We start from the raw sequence: 23804 nt of genomic DNA on the forward strand, positions 1-23804 counted from the left end.
GCACCTGTTTCCTCTCCTTAGAGCAAGCGCCGCAAACCGGGGCTTGCTCTTTTTTTTTGAAGCAGGCAACCTGCACGATAATTTAAAGGAAACGCCATGACGTCTCAGCCTTCGCAAAGCCTTGATCCTTTCAACCTGCCTGTTGGGTTTCGGCTGCTTACCAGCGATGGCGGCCCCGCCGGCCCTGACACCTGTGCCGGCACAGATGACGGTGGGAGAAGGCGCATTTTCGCTCAGTAATGCCACGAAGATTTATGTGCCGGCCGGTGATGCCGAACTGATGGGTGTCGCCAACTGGCTGCGCGATACCGTGAAAGAGACGCGCGGCCTGACGCTGGAAATCAGTCAGGCCGTGCCGGCTGAGGGTGAGAAAGACATCCGGCTCAACCGCATCCAGACCCTGGTGGCCGAGGATAATGAAGCCTATCATCTGACTGTCACGGATGGCGGTGTGACGATTGGGGCCGTCAGCCGCGCCGGCGCCTTTTATGGCGCGGTGACCCTGTGGCAACTGGCGACGCCGGACAGCGCAAAAGGGACGGTGGACCTGCCGGCCGTAAGCATTTTCGATACGCCGCGTTTCAAATGGCGCGGGCTGATGATCGATTCCGTCCGCCATTTCCAGTCACCCGAAGAGATCAAGCGGATCATAGACGGCATGGCCTCGCAAAAGCTCAATGTCCTGCAATGGCACCTGACCGACGACCAGGGCTGGCGGCTGGAGATCAGGGCCTATCCCGACCTGACGGCAAAGACCGCTTTCCGTCAGGAAGCCGGTGCGGCGGGCGTGGATGGGCACGGCAAACCGCTGATGTATGGCGGGTTCTACACGCAGGATCAGGCGCGCGATATTGTGGCCTATGCTGCCGCACGTAACATCACCGTGGTGCCCGAAATCGATGTGCCCGGCCACGCCACCGCCGCGATAACGGCCTATCCCGAGTTGGGCACGGAAGGCACGCCGCCGAAGCAGGGGCTGTCGGACTGGGGCGTCTATCCCAATCTGTACAACGTCAAGGACAGCACCTTCACCTTTATCGATACGGTGCTGGACGAGGTGATGGATATCTTCCCCAGCCAATATATCCATGTCGGCGGCGATGAGGCGATCAAGCCGCAATGGGAAGCCAGTCCCGAGATTCAGGCGAAGATGAAGGAACTCGGCCTGAAGAACGAGATGGAGCTCCAAAGCTGGTTCATCGGCCGTGTTGGTCAGCACCTGACGGAAAAGGGTCGCCGTCTGATCGGCTGGGACGAGATACTCGAAGGCGGTATCGCGCCGGATGCCACGGTCATGAGCTGGCGCGGCATCGATGGCGCGGTGGCGGCGGCGAAGCTGGGCCATGATACGGTGCTGTCGCCGGCACCGGTGCTCTATCTCAATCACCGGCAGAGCGGATCGCCCGACGAGCCGCCGGGGCGCGGTCAGATCATCACCCTGAAGGACGCCTATGAGTTCAATCCGGCGCCGGACGAGATTGCACCTGAAGCCCGCAAGCATATTCTCGGCCTCCAGGGTAATATCTGGACCGAACATGCGCGCACCGATGAGCGCGTCGAGCGGCAGGTTTTTCCGCGTATGGTGGCCTTTGCCGAAATCGGCTGGAGTGCGCCTGATGTGCGCTCGTGGCAGGGCTTTACCGAACGCCTGCCGGCTGATCTCAACCGCCTGACCACGCTGGGCATTCGCTATGACCAGGCGCCGTTCGATGCGCAATTGTCGCTGGCCCCGGCAGGCGCGGCGAAAGTGACGGCCACCTTGAGCAAAGACCTGGAACTGGGCGAGATGCATTATGCCACCGGTGGTTCTGCGCCTACGACCAAGTCGCCCGTTTATACTGAACCTCTCACCCTGCCGCTCGGTACGAAGCTGACCACCCAGACCTTCCTGAACGGCCAGCCGCTGGGGCAAGCGAAGAGCTATCTCCTGACCCGGCCGTTGCTGGAAACGCGCGTCAGCCAGCAACTGGAAACCTGTGCCGGCAAGCTGGTGCTCAACCTCGAAGACGACAGTACGGATTTCAAGGGCGACCGCGCGGTGATCCTGATGGATATCCTCAATCCCTGCTGGATATGGCGCAAGGCCGATACGTCAAAAGGCTTTGATGTCACGGTCCATGTTGCCGACTTCCCGTTCAACTTCCAGCTTGGCAATCACCCCGATCCGGTCAAGGTCGATACGCCGACAACGCCGGAGGGCGAATTCAATATCCATCTCGATAGCTGCGACGGCCCGCTTGTTGCCGCCCTGCCGATGGGAAAGGCGGTCAGGCGCGGCGGCGTGAATGAACTGCACGGTCAGATACCGGCTGCGACGGGTTCGCATGACCTCTGCCTGACCTTCGCGCAAAAAGCGCCGCCGGTGCAGTGGGCGCTGAAAGATATCCGCCTCAGTCCGAAATAGGCGCCTCATATCCCAGCGCTTCAATCACGGGACCGATCCGATCCATGTAGGGAGCGAAATAACGCGCATAGGGTTTCCAGCGGCCGATCGAGCGGTCATTGAGTGGCTTCGATACCTGCGCATAAGAGGGGGTAGGGGCATGGCGCGGATTGGTATGGAAGCGCAGGCAGGCTTCGTGAAAACCCAGGCCGATATGACCCAGCACGCGCAGGGTATGGCCTTTTTGCTCCGCCACGAACTGTTCGTATTTCAGGTTCAGCGCCGGATGGCCGAGCGCCCCGTCATAATGGCTGTTGAGATCATGCATCGCCACCATATGGGCGATGATGGTCTCCAGCCGGTAGCCTGAATTGTAGCCGTGCGTCAGGTTATGCGACAGCATGGAGATGGCGACATCGAGCGGATGACGGATCATGCGGATGATCGCAGCCTCGGGAAAGGCCAGGCGGATCAGCGGCAAGTGGACATCATTGAGCGGCATCTTGTCGGTGAATAAGCGCTTGTTTTCGCCCAGGAGGCCATAGGTTTCGGCCCGGCCGAGATAATAGTCACGCAGCAAGCCGGGCATATGGCGGTAATCGGCAGCCTGGCTCTGAGCCAGCCGTTGCGGAAAAGGCTGGTCGCCGGGCAGGAGGTCATCGATCAGCTTTTGCCATTCATGCACAAACGGCAGTTCACCGCCGGCGCTGACATCGGGATGGGCAGTCAGCATCTGCTCTATCATGGTGGTGCCCGACCGCGGAAAGCCCAGGATGAAGATCGGCTGCGGCGTATCTCTGCGGATTCCGGCTTTCGGCAGACGCGAGACCGTTTCCGCCGTGAAAAAGGTTTTGAGCGCGGCAAATTCTGCGGTCACTTTAGCGGCGTCATAGCGCACGCCCATATCGCTGGCCAGGCGCGCCTTGGCAGTGACAAAGCCCTGCATGGCCTCGTCATGGCGGCCCAGCTTGTCGAGTAAAACCGCGCGTTCCAGCAGGGCGGGGGCGCCCGGTGCATCCTTCGATTGTTCGATCAGTTCCAGGGCCTGCTTCGGCTGGTCGGCATGACGCAGGTAAAGGGCGCGCAGCAGGGTGAAGTCCTCGCCGGTGCGCTTGCCGAGTGCTTCGGCGCGTTCCAGCCAGATATAGGCATCGGCCATGTCGCGTTTGGCCTCATAGGCGCGGGAAATATGCGCCATGATCTGCGCCGAATCTGGCTGCAGGCGATGGGCCTCCATGAGCGCGGGCAGGGCTTCATCAATCCGGCCCTGATTATAAAGCGTCAGGCCGAGATTGACGAGGATCTGCGGGTGCGGGCCGGCCAGTTCGAGGGCGCGGCGATTATGATATTCGGCGGCGGGGAGGTCGTCCTTTTCACCGAGAATAACGGCCAGTTGCAGATGCGACTGCGGATCTTCCGGCCGGGCGATGAGGGCGGCGCGGGCGGCGGTTTCGGCCTCCGCCTTATGACCTTGAGAATGCAGCAGTTGCGTCAGGTCATTCAGTGCCCAGTCGCTGGCCGGGTCGTAAGCGATCGCTTGCCGCATGGTGGCTTCGGCGGCGCGAAAATCCTTACGGGCGGACTGGATAACCGCCTTGAGTTCGAGCGCATCGCCATCGTCTGGAGCCTCATTTAGGCGCATTCCGCACAGACTGAGCGCACCGGAAAGATCACCGGCCTGAAATGCCTGTCGGCCCTTGAGAACAAGCGGATGGGGCGATGCGGTCAAGAGGACTCCATACGGCACTAGCCTATAGGCTGTAGGCAGATTCTTCTTTTTCCTCAAGGGCGGCTCGCCATTCCCCTTTCAGTTTGAGATGTAAAGGTATTCCGGCTCAACTAAACTGAAAAGACGGCGGCCGGTCGGTAATATCGAAGCCAAAGGCTGGATTGGGTTTATCCGACATCACGAACACCAGTTCGCCGCCCTGTATCAGGTCGGCGTGACTGATCCATGACCGCGACCACGGCCGGCCCTGCCAGGTGACGCTTGCAATATAAGGCTTGGTCTCGGCCTCCTCGGCGCGAATGGTCAGCGTGCGGCCTTCCGGCAGGTGAATGCGCGCCTGTGGAAACAGGGGGAGCCAAACACATAGACGCCGCCGACCGGATCGACCGGATAGAAACCGAGCGCCGACAGGATATACCAGGCGCTCATCTGGCCGCAGTCTTCATTGCCCGCCATGCCATCCGGCGAAGCGCGATACTGGGTTTTCAGTATCTCGCGGATGCGCGCCTGGGTTTTGTAATGCGCGCCGCAGTACGCATAGAGATAGGCGATATGGTGGCTCGGTTCATTGCCATGGACATATTGTCCGATCATGCCGGTCATATCGGGCGGGGCATCGGGCGGCAGGTCGGAGGGCGCGTTGAACAGGGCATCGAGCTTTGCCTCAAAGGCCGCATCGCCGCCGAATAACCCGATATGGCCGTAAAGATCGTGCTGGTTCAGGAAGGTGGCCTGCCAGGCATTGCTTTCCGTATAGTCCCACCAGTGTTTGGAATCGTGCCCCATGCTGCGCGGATCGAAGGGCAGGGCCCATTGGCCGCTCATCAGGCGCGGGCGGCAGAACTGCGTCTTTGCATCGAAGATATTGCGGTAATTGCGCGAGCGTTCCCGCAAAAGCGCCGCGCTCATATAGTCGCCGGCAGCCTGGGCCATATGCGACATGGCCCAGTCATCATAGGCATATTCCAGCGTCTTGGAGACGGATTCGCCCTCCAGGTCGCACGGGATATAGCCAAAGCCACGATAGGCGTTCAGGCCTGGCGTATTGCGGCCAAAGGCCAACTGGCGATAAAGCGCCCAGGCGCGTTTGGCATCGACGGGCAGGCCCTTGTGGATGGCCTCGGCGATGACCACAGCCGAGTGCCAGCCGATCATACAGAAGGTCTCGACGCCTTGCAGCGGCCAGATCACCGGACCGGAGGGGCTCTGCTCGCCCTGTTCAATCAGGTTCTGCGCGAAGGCGGCCGCGCGTGGTGGGTCTATGATCGTCAGCAAGGGATGCAGGGCGCGGTAAGTGTCCCACAGGCTGTAGGTGCTGTAATTGGCCTTGCCCGGTTCAAGCTGATGCACCTGCTTGTCCATGCCGCGGTAACGGCCATCGGAGTCGCAGAAAAGTGTCGGCGCCAATTGGGCGTGATAGAGCGCGGTGTAGAAGGTGGCGCGCTGGTCGGGATTGTCGGTGGCGATTTCAATCGGCGACAGGTGCGTATCCCACTGCGTGGCGGCCTGGCCGGACATGGCCTCGAAATCGAAGCCCAGCCCGTCTTCCTCCAGATTTTTCAGGGCGCCGGCGATGTCGACTGCCGACAGGCCGACCTTGACCAGAAGCGGTCCTTTTAACCCCTGACCGAAATGCAGGGCCACCTTCAGCGACTGGCCCTGATAGGTGGTCGCGCCGGTGATTTCGGTATCGTCCCTGTAGAAGGTCATCGACGCCGCCGGTTGCGACAGCTTCATGGCGAAGTGGATATAGCGTCCCTGCGCCCATTGCCGCACCTGGCGTGAGCCGACCAGCACCTGTTCGTCACGCAACTCGATGGACGAGGCGATGATCTTTGTGGCGCTGCCGTCGTAATTGCGGAAGCCGTGCGCCCAGTCGATCAGCAGGTGAGCATCCTTGCCTTCGGGGAAGGTGTAGCGGTGCAGGCCGGCGCGGGCCGAGGCGGTCAGTTCAGCGCGGATACCGCTTTCCGGCATAACGAGGCTGTAATAGCCCGGACGCGACTGCTCCTGTTCATGGCTCATGCGCGTGCGGTAGCTACCCTGCGGATCGGCCAGTGTGCCCGGCTTGATGCGCACATCGCCAATGGCCGGCACCACCAGCAGGTCGAGCATGTCCGAAGCGCCGGTGCCGGATAGGTGGGTGTGCGAGAAACCGAGCAGGGTCTTGTCGTCATAATAATAGCCCGAACAGGCGTCCCAGCGGGCATTATCAGTATCGGGCGATAACTGGATCATGCCGAAGGGCACGCTGGCGCCGGGATAGACATGGCCATGGCCGCCAGTGCCGATCATTGGATCAACAAAACGGCCGAAGCCGGTTGTTTGCGCGGCAGCCACACGGGGCAGGGCAGCGGCAATGCCGGCAGCGGCGCTGGAAGCCAGTAATGAACGACGCGACAGCATTAGTCCCCCACGCAACAGACTACATCAGTTTCGACTTGCGGCGGTTAATGTCAAGCACCAGCTCGCCGAACAGCGACATCGGGCCAGATAATATCCAGACCGATATGCGTTCCGCCTATGACTTCCGCCGCCGTACCCTTTAAGAAGTAAGGATTGGCGTCGCTCCAGACGGCGGTGTGTGTGGCCTGATAGGGCGGATCGGTGGTCTCGCAGATATCGAGATAGGGCGGGCTAGCACGTTCGGCACATTGGCGTCGTCCATGAAGAGCGTATTGCCGAAACCGTCGGCCTCATAGGCCCAAACCATGGTGCCATCCGGCAGGCGATGTTTACCATATTGCGCGGCGGCCGTGCCTATTTCGTCGGCGAGGTCGGTGCAGGTGGTGCGGAAGGCAGCATCGAAACCGAGGCCGGAAGCCGGAATGGATCGACCTTTTTGGTCGGCGCGCTGTGGCCGCCCAGCGGCATCATTTCGTTCGAGGAGGTCGCTTTGCGCATAAACGATAAGTGCGGGGTCGGTTTTGCGCTGCTGGGTCCGGAAGGTCATAACCACGGTCTCATCGCCTGGCGCCATTCGGCATCGAAGGGCGTGGTGTCGCCGGTAGTTTCCTGTAACGGTGCGACAGCCGGATAGATAAACACCGGGCTGCATGTATTTTTTACCTGCCGGGCAGATGAAATGGCCTGAAGTCGGCAATGCGGGCGGTGGCAACCTCACGACGCTCAGGCATCCGCCAGCACAATGCGCTCCGGATGGGTGAAGACTTCGAAGCCATTGTGACGCGCGACGGCGATCACGGTCAGGCCCGCGGCCTCGGCCGTGCGCAGGGCCAGGGCCGTCGGGGCGGAGATGGCGATCAGGACCGGCGCACCGATGGCCGCGGCCTTTTGCACCATCTCGACCGATACACGGCTGGTCAGGACAATGGCACCGGTTTCACCCCCGACGCCGGTGCGGACCAGGGCACCGGCCAGCTTATCGAGGGCATTGTGCCGGCCAACATCTTCCCGTACGGCGACCAGTCCTTCGCCGGGCGACCAGAAGCCGGCGGCATGGACGGCCCGCGTCTGTGCGCCGAGCGGTTGCCGGCCTTCAAGCGATGTCACGGCTGTCATGATATCGGAGGCTGTCAGGCGCAGGGCGGACGACCGGATCGGCGTCCGTAACCGCAAAACCTCTTCCAGGCTGTCCAGGCCGCACAAGCCGCACCCCGTGGGGCCGGTGCGGCTGCGGCGGCGGGCAGCCAACGACTGGCCGCGTTCAGGCGTCAGCCACATCCGGGCTTCGATGCCGCCTGTGCCGGGCACGATATCGAGACGCCGGATATCATCAGGGTTTGAGATCAGGCCCTCATTGAGGCTGAAACCATAGGCGAAATCCTCCAGATCGGCCGGAGTCGCCATCATGACGGCCTCGGTTGAGGCGTCGTAAACCAGGGCCACCGGCACTTCTTCGGCGACATGGCGTGTGCAGGCGCGGGCGCTATCGGCCCAGACGATATGGCTTACGGAGGAAACAGGCGTGGGGAGGGAAGCCATCAGGCGGTCGCCGGACGCGATATCCGCACGGGAACGGACTTGTAGGAGGGCGTGCCGCTGGCCTTGTCGTGGCGCGTCAGGGGAATCAGCACATTGGCTTCGGGATAGTAGGCGGCGGCGCAGCCGCGCGGGATATTGTAACTGACGACAGAGTAACCAGCCAGGACAGCATCGGAAATTGCCGAGGACACATCCACCACATCGCCGGTGGCGAGGCCGCGCGCCGCCAGATCGTCCGGGTTCATGAAAACGACATCACGGCGGCCGAAAACACCGCGATAGCGGTCATCGAGGCCGTAGATGGTGGTGTTGTACTGGTCATGACTGCGCAGGGTGGTCAGGGTCAGTACCTCGGGATCGGGATCGGTCGCCTCGGCGCGCACGCCTGTGAAGATGCGAAACTCCGCCTTGCCGGACGCGGTTTTCCAAAGACGCTCGGACGGGCCGACCGGCAGCCGGAAACCGCCTGGCGTGCGGATGCGTTCGTTATAGTCATGGAAGGCCGGCAGGACCTGGGCGATGGCGTCGCGGATCAGGCTGTAGTCATCGGCATAGGCTTCCCACGGGATGGCGAAGCGATCGCCAAGGACCGCGCGCGCGCAGGTTCGCCACGATCCACGGTTCTGAGCGGACATGTTCGGAAGGCGGCGGCAGCTTGCCGGTCGAGGCGTGGACCATCGACATGGTGTCCTCGACCGTTACCGATTGCGGGCCGGACGCCTGCAGGTCCAGTTCGGTACGGCCGAGGCAGGGCAGGAGGATGTTTTCCTTCGCCAGCAACAGATGCGAACGGTTGAGCTTGGTGGCGACATGCACGGCGAGGTCAAGACCGCGCACCGCCGCGAAACTGCGCGCCGGGTCCGACATAGCGACGGCCAGGTTGCCGCCGAGGCAGACCATGACCTTTGACCGGCCCTCCGCCATGGCCTGCATGGCGGCCACGGCGTCGTGACCATGAGCGACCGGTGGTTCAAATCCATAGACGCGCCTGATGCCTTCGCGCAAATGGGCGGGCGCCTTTTCATCAATGCCGACGGTGCGGTCGCCCTGCACATTGGAATGCCCGCGCAAAGGACAGATTCCGGCGCCGGGGCGGCCGTAATTGCCACGCAAAAGCAGCAGGTTGGAAATCTGCTGCACGGCGGCGGTACCCTGGCTGTGCTGGGTGACGCCCATGCCATAACAGACGATAACGGATTTGGCTTTCGCGTAGATCTGACCGGCATGTTCGAGCTGGGCGCGTGTCAGCCCGGAGGCGGCCTCGATATCTTCCCACAAACAGGCGCGCAGATCGGCGATCATGTCCTCGATACCGACCGTATGTTCGGCCAGGAAGGCGCGGTCGAGCACACCTTCGCCGCCAGCGGCCCGGTCGGCGTCATCGAGCGCGACGACCGCCTTCATGACGCCTTTCAAGGCCGCGATATCGCCGCCTATCTTCAGTTGCAGGTAGTCGCTGGCGATGGGCGTCGAGGTCAGGGTCGCCATCTCGACAGGCGATTGCGGCGAGGCGAAACGCTCCAGGGCGCGTTCCTTCAACGGATTGAATACAACGATCGGCGCGCCGCGTTTGGATGCCTCGCGCAGAGTGGCCATCATGCGCGGATGGTTGGTGCCGGGATTGTGGCCGATGGAAAAGATGGCGTCGGCATGGTCGAAGTCTTCCAGCGTCACCGACGCCTTGCCGAGCCCGATCACCTCAGCCAGCCCGACACTGGTCGCCTCGTGGCACATGTTCGAGCAGTCGGGGAAGTTGTTGGTGCCGAAGGCGCGCACGAAAAGCTGGAAGAGGAACGCCGCCTCGTTGGAGGCGCGGCCCGACGTGTAGAACTCGGCCATGTTCGGGTCGGGCAGGGCGTTCAGGGCCGTGGCGATGCGTTGGAAGGCGTCCCCCCAGGCGATTTCGACATAGCGGTCGGTGGCCGGATCATAGACCATCGGGTGGGTGAGGCGGCCCAGGTCCTCGATATCATGGTCATGCCAGGTGAGCAGGTCGCGCACGCTGTGCTGGCCGAGGACCTCCGGCGTGGCGCGTTTGCGGGTGGCCTCCCAGGTAACGGCCTTGGCGCCATTTTCGCAGAATTCAAAGGCCGAGGTGTGTTTGGGATCGGGCCAGGCGCAGCCGGGGCAGTCAAAGCCATGTGGCTGGTTGTTGCGCATCAGGGTTTGCGAGCCGGCCACGATATCCATCTGGCTGCGCAGGGTCCGCGCCACGGCCCTGAGCGCGCCCCAGCCGCCGGCCGGGGCATGATATTCGCGGATACCTTCGTCTGACATGGCGACTCCTGCCTTCTGGAGAGACCTTGTATCACCCCTCGAAGGCAGGTTCCAATAGGCTTGCCAGGTGTTTATGGCCGCCAGACATAGGGCGCGGTGGAGGTGACTTCCGGCACCGGCACGGTCAGGTCGCCGCCCTGTTTCGGATCGGCCTGCGATGACTTATCGACAAAGCCGCTGTAGACGCCCGTACTGAGCTTGGGACCGCCACGCACCTCGGCATCGCCAAGAATTTCGGCCGTGCCGGACAGTTCGGTGCCGGGCTCGAAGCCGCCGATGCCGAGGAAGGTGGTTTCGACCCCGGCATTGTCTTTGACCGTCACGCCGTCATCAATAATGCTCATGGCGCCAATGACGGCATTGCCGGAGACCGTGCCGCCGCGCACCAGGGCGTGGTCCTCGATGCGGGCATTGCCCTTGACCGTACCGCCAAGAACGCGCGCGTAAGGTCCGACATAGACGGAAGGCTCGACATGGGCCGCATTGCTGACCCAGCCACCGCCATTGGCCTGGATATGGCCATTTGCGCCGGGCGTGTAACCCGCTTCGTAACCCTGAGGCAGGGCGCCGGTCAGTTGCACCATCCACGGATAGCGGTAGATGGAATAGTACGCCTGGTCCCACTGTATCTTCTGTTGGCTGGAGGGCGTGCCGACCACGACCATATAGACCGCCTGGTCGCCGGACTTGAGATCGAAAGACAGGTCGCCATCGGCGCCGCCCATCAACGGGCCGTAGCGCGGCGTGCCGTCAGCCTGGATGGCGACCACACCCCAGCGCCAGTCGGAATCGGGCTGCGGTATCGACGCCGGATCATTGGTGAAGCCGGGCAGGGTGGTGGCGGCCGGTGCCGCCTGGACCACGCCGCGGAACTTGACGGTGACCTTGGTGGCGCCGGCATCCGGCATCAGGCGCACGACATTATAACCCCAGCGCTGTGGCGCCCAGGCATTGGGCACGGCGAAGCGGCGCTGGCCGAGGTCCATCGGATCGAGCGCCGTCACACGCAGGGCCCGCTGGCCGTCGCGCTGGTCATAGGAACCATATTTGGCGCGGTAGGTCGGGGCTTCGTCATTGCCGTCTTGGTCGACATAGTCCCAGGTGATGTTGCGCAAAGCCCATTCGCCGAATTCATCATTGAGGTCGGCGACTGACCATTTCTGATTGCGCATCAGGGTGCTGAACGGGTCTTCCTCCAGATAACCGGCCTGGTCGGGCTTCAGGCCATTGGCCCACAGGTTGTTGACGGCCTGATAGCCGTACTTGTCCTTGAGATATTCGAGAAACTGCCAGTTGCAGTAACGATCACGCGTCGAGCCGTAATAGAGGTGCGGGAAATTGACCAGCAGTTCGGAGCAGTGCACCTCGTTGCGGTATTCCGGCATCTGGTGGGCCATCCAGTTGGCATGGCCTTCCCACAGCCAGCCGACATATTTGCCATCGCGGAAACTGCGCGTCGAACCCTGCAGCGCATGGGTAAATTCGTGCGCCAGTCCCCAGTGGTCTTTCAGCGCGAGTGGTCCGATCCACATGCCCATGTCGCGGTCACCGGTCGGGCCGCCGGTCAGGCCAAAGGTCGGATCGAGATTGATATTGGCCTTGTGCTTGGTGGCGGTGTCGCAATAGGGCTCGGGGAACTTGATCTGGCCGATGAAGGTGGTCCAGACGGTCTCCAGATAGTCTCCGGCCGAGACGGCGTCGGCCTTGTTCACACCGCCGTCCTTCCAGCGAAAGGCAAAATGCGCCGTCTCGTACTGGACCTTTTGCTCGTCCGGCGTGCCGGAAACCACCGTCCAGGTACCGGCCACGCAGGCACCGGTGACCGGAGGCGTGACGGGCAGCGTCACCGGTGGAGTCTGGGCGGAAGCCGAACCGCCACCGCATCCCGTGAGAAACGCGCAGACCGGCAGCAAGGCAAGGAGGGATACGCGGGCACTCAAGGGATGGCGGAGCATGGACAGGCTTTCTTAAGCGGTGGTACCGGCGGGCGCGGCGGTGAACAGCAGGATGTCGAACACCATGGCGGTGGAGCGGCCTTCCTTCGGCACCAGCTTGACGGTCACCGAGGTCTTGCCCTGGGTCAGGGCTTCCGGCACCGGATACTGCTCGTCGAAGAACTCACCCGGCTTCATCGGTGTCTTGTGCGAGACCGTGGTCAGCAACTGGCCGTCGATCAGGATATCGAAATCACAGCGATCATCGCCCCAATAGGTCGCCTGCATCACCAGCGGACCGGGCTTGACGTTCATGGTGAAGGACATGAAGCCGCCGGAGCGGGCGTCACGACCATTGCGGCCGCGATAGGTGCCGGGCCAGGAAACGTCCGATTCGAGATTGTGGTCGCGTTCGGCCTGCATTTCGCCGAGGTGCATGACGTCCACCGAACGGGCGGCGAGATCGCGCTGGCGGGCCTGTTCGGCCAGGAAGGCGGCTTCCTCGACCTTCCACGCCGCATCATCGAACGCCTTGAAGTAGACTGCGCTGCGACGTTCCCACTGGCTGTAGAAGGGCACGATCTTCAGTTCGCCGGGCCGGCCGATGCCGACCGTCTTGAACTCGGCCTTTTCGATGGCCACCGGCGCGAAGCCGGCCAGCAGGTTATCGCCCACCAGGGCCGGATCGGTCGCCTTGTAATCGTCATCGACCGAGGCGAGGTCCGCAGCCATTACCATGGGGCCGCGCAGGATCGCCACCACACCCGGATTATCCGAGGTCGGCTCGATATGCAGGTCCATCGGCAGGCCGAGCGCCAGGCTGTCGCCGGCCTGCCAGACGCGATCGACGATCAGGTAACCATTGTCACGCGCGGCTTCGACTGGCTTGCCGTTCAGTTTGAGCGCGGCGGTGCGCGCCCAGCCAGGCACGCGCAGGGCCAGCTTGAAACGCGCCGGACGACGCAGACTGGTCAGGCTCAGCTTGACCGCGCCCTCATAGGGATAGCCGGTATCGAGGCGAAGGATGGCGCTCTTGCCGGCCCACTTGGCGGTCGAGGGAATATAGAGATTGACGAACAGGGTATCCGCTGTCTGCCAGTAGATCGACTCGGCGTGCTTGGCGTGGCTTTCCATGCCGGTGCCGTGGCAGCAGGTCCAGTTATCGACCGGATCGGAGAAGCCGCGGGCAGCACCCGTGAACAGCGGCGTCATGTAGGAGAACATGCCGGTCTTCGGGTTCTGCTGCGCCATGACGTGGTTGAGGTGGGCGCGCTCGAAATAATCGAAATAGGCGGCGTCCGGTGACCAGCGATACATGTCGCGGGTCAGCTTCATCATGTTGTAGGTGGCGCAGTGTTCGCAGGTCGCCTCGGTGATGTGCTTTGAAATGGTGTCCGGCTCGAAGAAGTATTCGCGGTCGCCATTGCCGCCGATGACAAACGAATGGTGCTTGGTCACGCGCTCCCAGAAAAAGGCAGAGGCCGTGTGGTAATCGGCCTTGCCGGTGACGTCGTACAGGCGCGCCAGGCCCAGTACCTTCGGGATATTGGTGTTGGAATGGATATTGGCCAGCTTGTCCTGCTTCGCCACCAGCGAATCCAGCACCTTGTGGTGATAAAGACGCTCGGACAGCTTCAGCCAGCGCGGGTCGTTGGTGCGCTGGTAAAGTTCAGCGAAGCTGTCATTGATGCCACCGTGCTCGCAGTTCAGCACCTCCTGTACCTGGGCGTCGGTCAGGGCGGCGAACACCTTGTCGATATAGCCGCCGAGATTGACCGCTACCGGAATGGCCTTGTCGAGGCCGCAGAGCGCCTGAACATCGAACAGGCCGCTATAGAGCTTGTGCCAGTTATAGAAGGGCACCCAGCAGCCATTGAGGTCGAAACCGGCCGAGCGGATATCGCCGGCCATGATCTCCGGGAAGATCTCCTTGCCATCGACGACCGTGCCGTTTTTGCGCTTCCTGAGGAAGCCGGCGACATAGCCATCGCCCTGGGCGCCCTGGATCAGGGCCAGTTCATCGATGACGTAGGCGGCGCGTTGTTTCAGCACCGGATCACCCGTCTGGGCATACATCAGCGCGATGGCGGAGAGATAGTGACCCAGGCTGTGACCGGCGATGGTGTCCTGCTCCCAGCCGCCATAGGGTTCCGCCTTGGGTTTCAGCCCGGCACCTTTGCGGAAATTGTGCAGGAAACGGTCGGGCTCCAGGGTCACCAGATAGGTGTGGTTGACATCGAGCGCGGTCTTGTAGGGCGAGGGCAGGAGACGGACATCCGAAAGTGGCAGGCTGCTGATTTTTTGCGGTGTCATATTGCCGGCAAGGCTGCGGCTTGAAAACAGGCCAAACCCCGCGAAAGCCGCCGTTGCGGTTAAGATTTGGCGACGATTGCCGGTCAGATTGGCCATTTTTACCTCCAGTTGTCGGACAATTTGGTATACGATATACGCTGAATTGCAAGCCTTAAAGCGCAAATTTGCCGTAATCCGGCGGTGTTTTCGGATAAAAAACGTCTGCTTCTGGCCGGATTTTTTATGACGAGCCATAAAAGAGTCTTCTATATTTTTGTAATACCCGTTCAAGCCGTTCAAATTTTTATAAATATATACAGTTGGTTATGGGTAACCTACGGTTCTGTTCCTATATATGGAATACGGGTGGGGGGCTGCCCTAGATGTGTTGCATATTGGTTACATTAAATTGTCATGTTATTGGATTTGTCATGATATTGCCGTATATCGTATAAAATATTTTGACGGCCCCCGATTTTCATGTCCACATCGTGACATCAGTTTTTTGAAGACGGGGAAGACCGAATGTTAACGACACGAGTGAGTAAAACCGTACTGCTGGCCGCCACCGGTCTGGCCGCGGCCATGATCTGCGCGCCGGCCCTGGCGCAGGAGGCCACAGGGACGCCAGAGCCGACCGCCGCCGAAAAGGCCGCTACCGCCCAGGCCGAAGCCCAGAGCGATGAGGTCATCATCGTCAAGGGGCTGCGCAAGAGCCTGAAATCAGCCGTGGATCGTAAGCGCAAGGCGGCCCAGATCGTCGATTCGGTCGATGCCGAAGACGCCGGCAAGCTGCCGGATAATAATGTCATCGAAGCTATTGCACGCGTTACCGGCGTGCAGATCGAGCGGGAACGCGGCGAGGGCAGCGGCCTTAAAATTCGTGGCATGGAAGATGTCCAGACGACCCTAAATGGTTCGCCGAACAATACCGGTGTTGGTCGCGCTGCTTCGCTCAACGATATCCCCGCCGAATTGCTGAAATCAGTGCAAGTTTATAAGAACCGCACGGCCGATCAGGTCGAAGGCGGCATCGCCGGTACGGTCAACGTCGATCTGCGCCGTCCGTTCGACCTGCCGAAGAAATGGACCTTTGCGGGCAGTATCCGCAATGTCTATGCCGATGTCGGCAGCACGGAAAGCCCCTATGCGTCCGCTCTGGTATCCAAGCGCTGGGATACGCCGATCGGGGAAATGGGCTTCCTGCTGAACGCCTCTTTCCAGAAGAATAATTACAAGGAACAGTGGGTCACGTCGGAAACGCCATATGACTTCCGCTGGTGGCCGACCCAGTTGGCCAGCCTGCCGGCCGATCTTCAGGACACGAACAAGCCCTTCGAACCGGGCGATGTGATCGCGCCCTACAAGGTCCAGAACGGTATCCAGGTCGGGACCGTCAAGCGCAATTCGTACAATGCCGCCTTCCAGTGGCGTGCGACGGAAAATCTGGACTTCCTGATCGAGGCTTCGGGTTTCAACGCGGATGAAAACCGCGCGGACGATTTCCTGGAAGCGCGTATTAAGGACAGCCCTGGCACCCTGTCAAATATCGTCTTCATGCCGGACGGTCACACAATCAAGTCCGTGACATCGACTGATCCGAATCCGAATGATGGCGATATCCTGCCGATCGGGCCTTTCGCCCGCGATAACGTCATCACCACGCGCAATACCCGCGTCAATTTCGAGGCGCACTACAATAAGGACCGCTGGACGGTTAATTTTGGTGCCTATCGTGACGAGAACCGCCTGGACCTCGACTGGTATCAGCAGTTGCTTCGTATGAAGAACATGGGATCGGTCAATTTCGACTTCGCCTCCGACAAGATGGTGGAGCCGGGGCCTTACCTGCAATTCTTCGACACGGCCGGCAATCCCTATGATTTCAGCAACAAGGACAACTATTATGTCCGCGAAATCGAGAACGGAAAGGGCTACGAAACCAGCACGGAAAACGTTTTTTCGCTTGATGGCACCTATCGGGTCAGCGATGACAAGCTGATCCGCAGCGTCCAGATGGGGGTTCGTAAAACCACCCGTGATGCCGAACGTCTTTACGGTTATCGCTATGCCGGCTTTGCCGACGCCAAGGCGATCCTGCTGAATGATTTCCCCGGCGGCACCAACACCAACACCATCTTTGCCGATGTGCCGGGCTATCAATCGGCGCAATGGTATCGCATGTCGCTTGACAGCTATCTGGCCAATTTCGACGCGATCCGCGCCCTGGCCTCCGATCCGGCCACCCTGTCCTATGGTGGTGGCGGCGCATGGGATCCGGCGACCGGTGCCGTACCGGCCACGGAACAATGGTCGACCGCTGAGGTTCAGACCGAGCGCATGATGGGCTCGTTCACGACCCAGGAAAACACCGCGGCGATCTATGCCCAGATATTCTATGGCTTCAAGATCGGCAATATCCCCGTCGATGGGGTGATCGGTGGCCGCGAGGTCCATACCTGGGGCAACAGTTTCTCCTATGATCGTCAGATCAACTGGGTGGCGAATCCTGCTTATGACCCTACAGACACGAGCCCGACCGCTGCGCCAGAACTGATCGTCGGCACGCCTGACGCTCTCATGGTGCCGCGCACGACCGAACTGGATTACAAGGACTTCCTGCCCAGCGCCCACGCCGTGGTTCACTTCACGCCGAAACTGCAGTTCCGCGTGGCCTACTCGTTCAACGTTCAGCGCCCCCGCTTCGATCAGGCGACGTCCTTCACCTTCCTCGACGCGGGCAATAGCAGCTCGAATGCTGGCGGCGGCTGGGGCGGTAACGCCAATCTGAAGGCGAACAAGGAAGATAACTATGACGCATCGTTGGAATATTATTTCGGTCGTGGCAGCGTTATCTCCTTCGCCGCTTATCTGAAGAAGCCAGACGGCTTTATCTATGACTCTACTGAACTGGAAACCATTGATGGCAAGCAGTATAATATTACCCGTCCACGCAATGCCAGCCCCGGCACTTTCCAGGGCTACGAGTTCAACGCGCAGGGCTTTTTTCGACTTCCTGCCTGGCAAACTCGCTAACTTTGGCGGCCAGTTCAACTACACCTACAACCAGGTCGCTAAGATCGATTATCCGGGTGATGACGATAATGCGGTCGGCAACTCGAAATACACCTATAACCTGATGTTGTATTACGATACGCCGCAGTTCAGCGCCCGTGTCGCCTATAACTACCGCGACCGGTTCCGCGCCTGGGCTTTGCCTGAGTTCTCGGAGTACTCGCCCTACGTGGAGGCCACTTCGCGTCTCGATGCGGCGGTCAACTGGACGCCGGTCAAGTATATGACGCTCAGCCTGGAAGGTACCAACCTGCTCCAGAACAACACCAAGATGTACTGGGGAGAGCAAAAGCTGCTGCCGCAGGGGATGCGTGTTCAGGCCCGCACCGTTCAGGTTAGCGCGCGTTTCCGCTACTGATCTGATATCCACCAAAAGCAAAACCCCCGCCGGGCGACCGGCGGGGGTTTTTGTTGGATTGTCAAAAAATCAGATAGTGACCAGTTGCGGGGAAGGGCAGGCCCTGGCGACATAGTCGTCGTGCAGGGGCATGGCATTGGCCAGGCCCGCCGTGCCTTCGCGGACGCGGTCCATGCGCCAGCGGAATTCATCCTCAGGCATCAGGTCGGCGACGGGGTGATAGGATTTCGGCGTCAGGCCCTGTCCGATCAGAACGGCGAACCAGCTTGCTTCCTTGAACAGTTCGTCAGGTTTCACCAGCGAGAGATTGTGTTGCGTGAAGCTTTCCAGCCGGGCTTTCAGGCTGTCGGGGATATCCATATGTTTGCAATAGGCCCAGAAAGGCGTGTCCTCGCGCTGAGTGATCTTGTAGTGCGCGATCAGGAAGTCCTTCACATCGTCATAGGCGAACAGCATCTCGGCGTTGAAGCTGTTGCGCAAGCTGTCCGTGATCCGGTCGCGCGGGAAAAAACGGATCAGCTTCATGATCGCTTCCTGCACCAGATGGATCGAGGTCGATTCCAGCGGCTCCAGGAAGCCGCTGGCCAGGCCGATGGCGACGACATTACGGTTCCATTGCAGCTTGCGGTGGCCGGTGGTGAAGCGGATGATGCGCGGATCGGCCTGGGGTTTGCCATCCAGCCGTTGCAGTAGAAGCTCGGCAGCCTTGTCTTCGGAAAGGTAGTTTTCGCAGAAGACATAGCCGTTACCAGTGCGGTGCTGGAGCGGGATGCGCCATTGCCAGCCGGCTTCGCGGGCGGTCAGTTGGGTGTAGGGCGTGACCGGCTTTACCTTATCGCACGGCACGGCGGCGGCACGGTTGCACGGCAGCCAATGGCTCCAGTCGGTATAGCCGGTCTTGAGTGTCTGTTCGATCAACAGGCCGCGGAAGCCGGAGCAGTCGATAAACAAATCGCCGGTGATGGTCTGGCCGCTTTCCAGCGTGACCGAGGCGATATCGCCCGTTTCCGGATGCTGCGTGACGGTGGTGATCCGGCCTTCCTGGCGGACCACGCCGCGCGCCTCTGAATAACGGCGCAGGAATTTGGCATAGAGCGAGGCGTCGAAATGGAAGGCGTAGTTGACGTTCGGCGCTTTCGGATTGATCTCGCTCATGCGGCCGAAGCGGCCCATGCGGGCGGCAACGGTCTGCGGATTGAACAGGCCGAAATCGGCTGATCCGCCAGCCAGGCGATAACGCATCCAGTAATGGGTGAAATTGACGTTCATATCGACGCCATAGACGCCGAACGGGTGGAAATACTCGCTGCCAGGCGCCGACCAGTCGAGGAAGCGCAGGCCCAGCTTGAAGGTGGCATTGGTCTCCTTCATGAACCGGTTTTCGTCGAGTTCAAGAAGCGTGTTGAATTCCTGGATGGTCGGGATGGTGGCTTCTCCGACCCCGACCGTGCCGATTTCATCCGACTCGATCAGGGTGACGCTGTACTTTTGCGTGCCGAAGACTTTCGAGAGCGCCGAGGCGGCCATCCAGCCGGACGTACCGCCGCCCACAACCACGATTTTACGAATAGTCTCTGTCATTTGCACGCCTTAAGAAATGTCCGCGCTGATTATGACCAGCGTAGCGATGATGTCAATTCGGCGGTATATCGTATAAAATATTTGACAGTTTCGGGAAACCGTGCGGAATAAAGTCTGACAAAATATACTGGGGGTTTTGACATGCGGATAGCGAGACTTTTTGCCTTGTGCGCGGGCGTAGCACTGGCGGGCATCGCCCAAACGGCAGGGGCCGAAACGGTAACGGTCAAGGTGCCGGGTACTTCCATGCCGTGGATTATCAAGAAGAAAAACCCGGACCTGCCTTATGGCAAGGCCGATGGCACGGCACCGGCGGTGGCGCCGCTCAAACTGACATCCGGCATGTCCTTGCAGATGACGGCCACCGGCTCGACCACGACGGTGGCCGGTGGCGGCAGTTTCGATCCGGGCGGACAGGCCGAGTTCATCTGTGACGATCATCTGGGCGGTTCCGGGATGCCGTTCCCCAGCATGTACATGTCTCACGGCTTCTATCCGGTGCATCTCAATGAGTTGGTGGCGATCTTCACCGATGGCAAGGGCAAGATGGTCAAGTCACCGTTCCCGGTTGGCACCGGCCTGACCATTACCGTGCCGGAAGGCGCGGAGGCGATCCAGTTCGGCCTCAATGACGATATCTATGCCGATAATTCCGGCGAGATCGACGTAACTATCACCCCGGCGGCGGCCCAATAATTCAGACCAATAACTAATAAACGGCGAGATTTCTCAATGCGTCCCTTGTCCTATGCTCTTGCTGGCGGCCTTTCGCTGCTGGCCTTGTCCTCTATTGCTCACGCGGAAATCGCACCAATCGCCGAGCGTTACGCCATCGCTCAGGATTACCTGGCCGGCAAGACCGGTGAACTAATCACTGACCTCGACCTGCGCGCCCGCTTCGTGGCCAGCGGAACAAAGGTGCTGTATCGCCATGGGGCAAAAGGGCAGGGAACAATCACCCTGGCCGATGCCGCCACGGGCCAGACCACGGACCTGACGACCGAGGCCGCCTTGCAGCCGTTGCTGGCGCCGGTCATGGGCGCGGACGCGAAAGGTCCGTTCGATGTGTCTCCGGAAGACTATGACGCCGACAAGCGTTTACTCACGCTCAATTCCGGCGGAAAGAAGCTGATCTATGACATGGCGGCCAACACGGTCACCGCCGCACCGATCGAGACGAAGGCCGCTGACGAGGGCGTGGTCTCGCCCGATGGTCTCTACAAGGTCATCCACAAGGGCTATGACCTGGCCCTGATCGAGATTGCCACGGGCAAGGAAGCGGCGCTGACCGCCGATGGCAGCTATGACCAGCGCTACGGTATGAACTACCCGATGTTCGCCGACATGGTGGCGGCCAACAGTGAAACCCCGCCCATGCCGGTCAGCGTACAATGGTCGCCGGATTCCAAACAGATCCTGACCTATCGCCTGGATCGCAACGGCAGTTATATCTGGCATGGCGTCCAGCCCAATCCGCCGGGCAGCCAGATGCCGCGCCATTTCGACTATGTTTATCCGACCGCCGGCGCCGAAAAGGTGCCGCAGTTCGTGCCGGTGGTGATCGATGTGGCGGCCTCGCTGAAAGGTACCGTTGCGCCCAAGGTGCTGAACGTACCGTTGGATTCCATGCTGTGGCCCGGCGATCCCAATTTCGGCTGGAACAAGGACAAGATCGTCTATCAGTGGACCAAGCGCGGCTATGGCGAACTGGTTCAGTACGAGATCGATCCGGCCAGCAATGTGGCAACGGTCAAGGTGCGCGAGGCCATCAAGCCGCTGGTCACCGTTACCTCGTCCTCGATCCGCCCCGTCCCGGAACTCGATGGCAGCCTGGTCATTTCAGAGCGCACCGGGTGGGCGCAGCTCTATTTCGTCGGGGCCGGCGACAAACCCGAAAGTGGCAAGGCCCTGACCAGGGGCAACTGGGAAGTGACCGATGTCGTGCGTGTCGATGACAAGGCGAAGTCACTGCTGATCACCGGCATCGGCCGCGAGGCGGGCGTCAATCCGTACTTCTCAAGCCTCTATAATGTGAGCTGGGATGGCGCCATCCGTAACCTGACGCCAGAGCCACTCGATCATGATGTCAGCGTGTCAGAAGACGGCAAGACCTTCATCGACCGCATGTCTAGCCCGACCGTACCGACCCGCACCCTGCTGCGCAGCGCCACCGACGGCCACATCATCGCCGAACTCGGCAAGGCTGATCCGTCGGCCCTGCTGGCCAGCGGTTTCACCCCGCCGGAGCCTTTCAGCACTCTGGCGGATGACGGCAAGACCATGCTCTACGGCATGATCTTCCGGCCGAAGAACTTCGATCCGTCGAAGTCCTATCCGGTGATCGAATATGTCTATACCGGTCCGACGACCCATGTGATCGCCGAAGGCTATGGCCGCAATATCCGCAATCCGGCCGAGGGCATGGCGCAGATCGGCGCCATCGTGGTTGAGGTCGATGCGCGCGGCACCTCGCAGCGCGGCCAGGCTTTCCGCCTGCCGGCCTATCAGAACCTCGGTGAGGTCGGGCTGGACGACCATATCTGGGTGCTGAAGGCGATGAAGGCCAAGTACAGCTATTTCGACCTCGATCGCGTCGGCGTGTTCGGCCATTCGGCCGGCGGTTATGACGCGGCGCGCTTCATCCTGCGCCGGCCGGACTTTTACAAGGTAGCCGTGGCCAATTCGGGCAATCAGGATGAGCGGCTGGATAAGGCGTGGTGGCCGGAAGTCTCCATGGGCATCGCTGATGATGCGACCTGGGAGAAGAACTCCAACATCTCTGTGGCCGGCAATCTGAAAGGTCATCTGATGCTGACCCACGGAGATATCGACGACAATGTGCCGGTAGCGGCGACCCTGCGGCTGGATGCGGCGCTCGTAGCGGCCAACAAGCCGCACGAACTGGTCATCTTCGCCAACCGCACACACAACTCGATCGGGCCCTACTACTGGCGCAAGCACATGGACTTCTTCACCCAGTACCTGCTGAATGAGACCCCGCCGGCGCCATAAACACCGGCGGAGGGCTCAGTATTCCTGCGCCGTAGGCCGGAACAGGATCTCATTGATATCGACATCCGCCGGCTGGCGCATTTTGCATGTCGAATATTCCCAGAGTGTCATCAGACGCGCAGGAGGGTCTTGATGGCGCGGCGTTCATCCATGGCCTTATAGCCTTCGGCCACCTGGACGATGGGCAATTCAAGGTCGAACACCTTGCCCGGCTGAATCCTGCCGGTAAGCACCCGATCCATCAGATCAGGCAGGAAACGGCGCACAGGGGCAGGACCGCCCAGCATCCGCTTTTGCGAGAAGAATAGTTGCTGGCCGTCGAAGGTCACACCATGCGGTACGCCGACATAACCGATCGAGCCGCCCGGACGGCAGGACTGCATGGCCTGGGTCATCGATTCCAGCGTGCCGACGCATTCCAGTACGGAATCAGCCCCGACCCCGCCGGTCAGATACTTGATGCGGGAGATACCCTCTTCACCGCGTTCGGAGATGATATCGGTCGCACCAAATTCAAGCGCCAGTTTCTGACGGGTTTCATGCCGGCTCATGACGATGATGCGACCGGCGCCCATCTGGCTGGCGGCCAGCACCCCCATCAGTCCAACGGCCCCGTCGCCGACCACCGCGACGGTCGAACCGGGCGCGACACCCGCCGCATCGGCAGCATACCAGCCCGTGCCCAACACGTCCGATACCGCCAGCAGATGCGGAATGAGATCATCCGAGGGCATCTCATCCGTAGCGACCAGAGTGCCGTCGGCCAGGGGCACACGGGCATAGGGCGCCTGAGCACCGGTCATGAACTCGCGTTGTTCGCATGACGACTGGAAGCCAAAACGACAATGCGGGCAGGTGTTGTCGGACAGACAGAAAGAGCCGACAACGAACTGGCCCGGCCGCACGCTGCGCACTTCGGAACCCACCTCGACGACGACGCCGCAATATTCATGGCCCATGTTCATCGGGCCATCGAGCGGTTGCAGGCCGCGATAGGGCCACAGGTCCGAACCGCAGATGCAGGTCGCGGAAAGCTTGATAATGGCGTCGGTGGGCCTGAGGATTTGCGGATCGGGAATCTGTTCGAAACGGATGTCACCGGGCGCATGAAGAACAGTGGCGAGCATGAAAATACCTTGAAATGAGAGTGAAAGGAGATTACCTCGGCGCGAGTTCGCCGTAGAAATATGAGGCGGGCATGCTGATCGAACCGGCGCC

General features: G+C 60.8%; 14 protein-coding genes and 1 pseudogene. 5 read left to right on the forward strand and 10 right to left on the reverse strand.

The window, feature by feature from the left end; translation table 11 throughout:
• Nucleotides 1–166 precede the first annotated feature (166 nt).
• Complete coding sequence (locus NVV72_13995; GenBank protein ID MCR6660387.1) at nt 167–2404, forward strand: family 20 glycosylhydrolase; 2238 nt, start codon at nt 167–169, stop codon at nt 2402–2404.
• Here NVV72_13995 and NVV72_14000 read toward each other — a convergent pair.
• The 8 genes and pseudogenes from NVV72_14000 to NVV72_14035 all read right to left on the reverse strand — a co-directional run bounded on the left by NVV72_14000 (nt 2391) and on the right by NVV72_14035 (nt 14677).
• Nucleotides 2391–4112, reverse strand: coding sequence for a sulfotransferase (locus NVV72_14000; protein ID MCR6660388.1), 1722 nt, complete (start codon nt 4110–4112; stop codon nt 2391–2393). The genes NVV72_13995 and NVV72_14000 overlap by 14 nt on opposite strands.
• Nucleotides 4113–4218: 106 nt before the next feature.
• A complete protein-coding gene (locus NVV72_14005) occupies nt 4219–4437 on the reverse strand; it encodes a glycoside hydrolase family 92 protein (GenBank protein MCR6660389.1) in 219 nt (72 codons plus the stop codon).
• Nucleotides 4416–6518 carry a GH92 family glycosyl hydrolase gene (locus NVV72_14010; protein ID MCR6660390.1) on the reverse strand — a complete coding sequence of 701 codons (2103 nt, stop codon included), beginning with the start codon at nt 6516–6518 and terminating at the stop codon, nt 4416–4418. Before NVV72_14010 ends, NVV72_14005 begins: the two co-directional genes overlap by 22 nt.
• A 139-nt stretch (nt 6519–6657) precedes the next feature.
• Entirely contained in the window at nt 6658–7065 is a 408-nt protein-coding gene (locus tag NVV72_14015) for a glycoside hydrolase family 125 protein (GenBank protein MCR6660391.1), read from the reverse strand.
• A 176-nt stretch (nt 7066–7241) separates the two neighbouring features.
• The gene (gene fdhD, locus NVV72_14020) at nt 7242–8057 is read right to left on the reverse strand and encodes a formate dehydrogenase accessory sulfurtransferase FdhD (GenBank protein MCR6660392.1); all 816 of its coding nucleotides are present in this window, start codon (nt 8055–8057) and stop codon (nt 7242–7244) included.
• Nucleotides 8057–10334: pseudogene (locus NVV72_14025) on the reverse strand (FdhF/YdeP family oxidoreductase). Before NVV72_14025 ends, fdhD begins: the two are co-directional and overlap by 1 nt.
• A 71-nt stretch (nt 10335–10405) precedes the next feature.
• Entirely contained in the window at nt 10406–12289 is a 1884-nt protein-coding gene (locus NVV72_14030) for an Svx/AvrXca family virulence/avirulence protein (GenBank protein ID MCR6660393.1), read from the reverse strand.
• A gap of 12 nt (nt 12290–12301) precedes the next feature.
• Nucleotides 12302–14677, reverse strand: coding sequence for a glycoside hydrolase family 127 protein (locus NVV72_14035; protein ID MCR6660394.1), 2376 nt, complete (start codon nt 14675–14677; stop codon nt 12302–12304).
• 408 nt (nt 14678–15085) lie between these two features.
• On the opposite strand from NVV72_14035, the gene NVV72_14040 reads away from it, so the two are divergent.
• Nucleotides 15086–17596 carry a TonB-dependent receptor gene (locus NVV72_14040; protein MCR6660395.1) on the forward strand — a complete coding sequence of 837 codons (2511 nt, stop codon included), beginning with the start codon at nt 15086–15088 and terminating at the stop codon, nt 17594–17596.
• Nucleotides 17517–17993 carry a TonB-dependent receptor gene (locus NVV72_14045; GenBank protein ID MCR6660396.1) on the forward strand — a complete coding sequence of 159 codons (477 nt, stop codon included), beginning with the start codon at nt 17517–17519 and terminating at the stop codon, nt 17991–17993. Before NVV72_14040 ends, NVV72_14045 begins: the two co-directional genes overlap by 80 nt.
• 69 nt (nt 17994–18062) lie before the next feature.
• Here the strand turns inward: NVV72_14045 and NVV72_14050 are convergent, their stop codons facing one another.
• A complete protein-coding gene (locus NVV72_14050; protein ID MCR6660397.1) occupies nt 18063–19574 on the reverse strand; it encodes a tryptophan 7-halogenase in 1512 nt (503 codons plus the stop codon).
• 141 nt (nt 19575–19715) lie between these two features.
• On the opposite strand from NVV72_14050, the gene NVV72_14055 reads away from it, so the two are divergent.
• Complete coding sequence (locus tag NVV72_14055) at nt 19716–20270, forward strand: hypothetical protein (GenBank protein ID MCR6660398.1); 555 nt, start codon at nt 19716–19718, stop codon at nt 20268–20270.
• A gap of 36 nt (nt 20271–20306) precedes the next feature.
• Entirely contained in the window at nt 20307–22586 is a 2280-nt protein-coding gene (locus NVV72_14060) for a DPP IV N-terminal domain-containing protein (GenBank protein MCR6660399.1), read from the forward strand.
• 110 nt (nt 22587–22696) lie between these two features.
• Here NVV72_14060 and NVV72_14065 read toward each other — a convergent pair whose 3' ends face one another.
• Complete coding sequence (locus NVV72_14065; protein ID MCR6660400.1) at nt 22697–23713, reverse strand: zinc-dependent alcohol dehydrogenase family protein; 1017 nt, start codon at nt 23711–23713, stop codon at nt 22697–22699.
• Nucleotides 23714–23804: the final 91 nt, after the last annotated feature.

The sequence above is a fragment of the Asticcacaulis sp. genome, from assembly GCA_024707255.1.
Classification (GTDB): Bacteria; Pseudomonadota; Alphaproteobacteria; order Caulobacterales; family Caulobacteraceae; genus Asticcacaulis.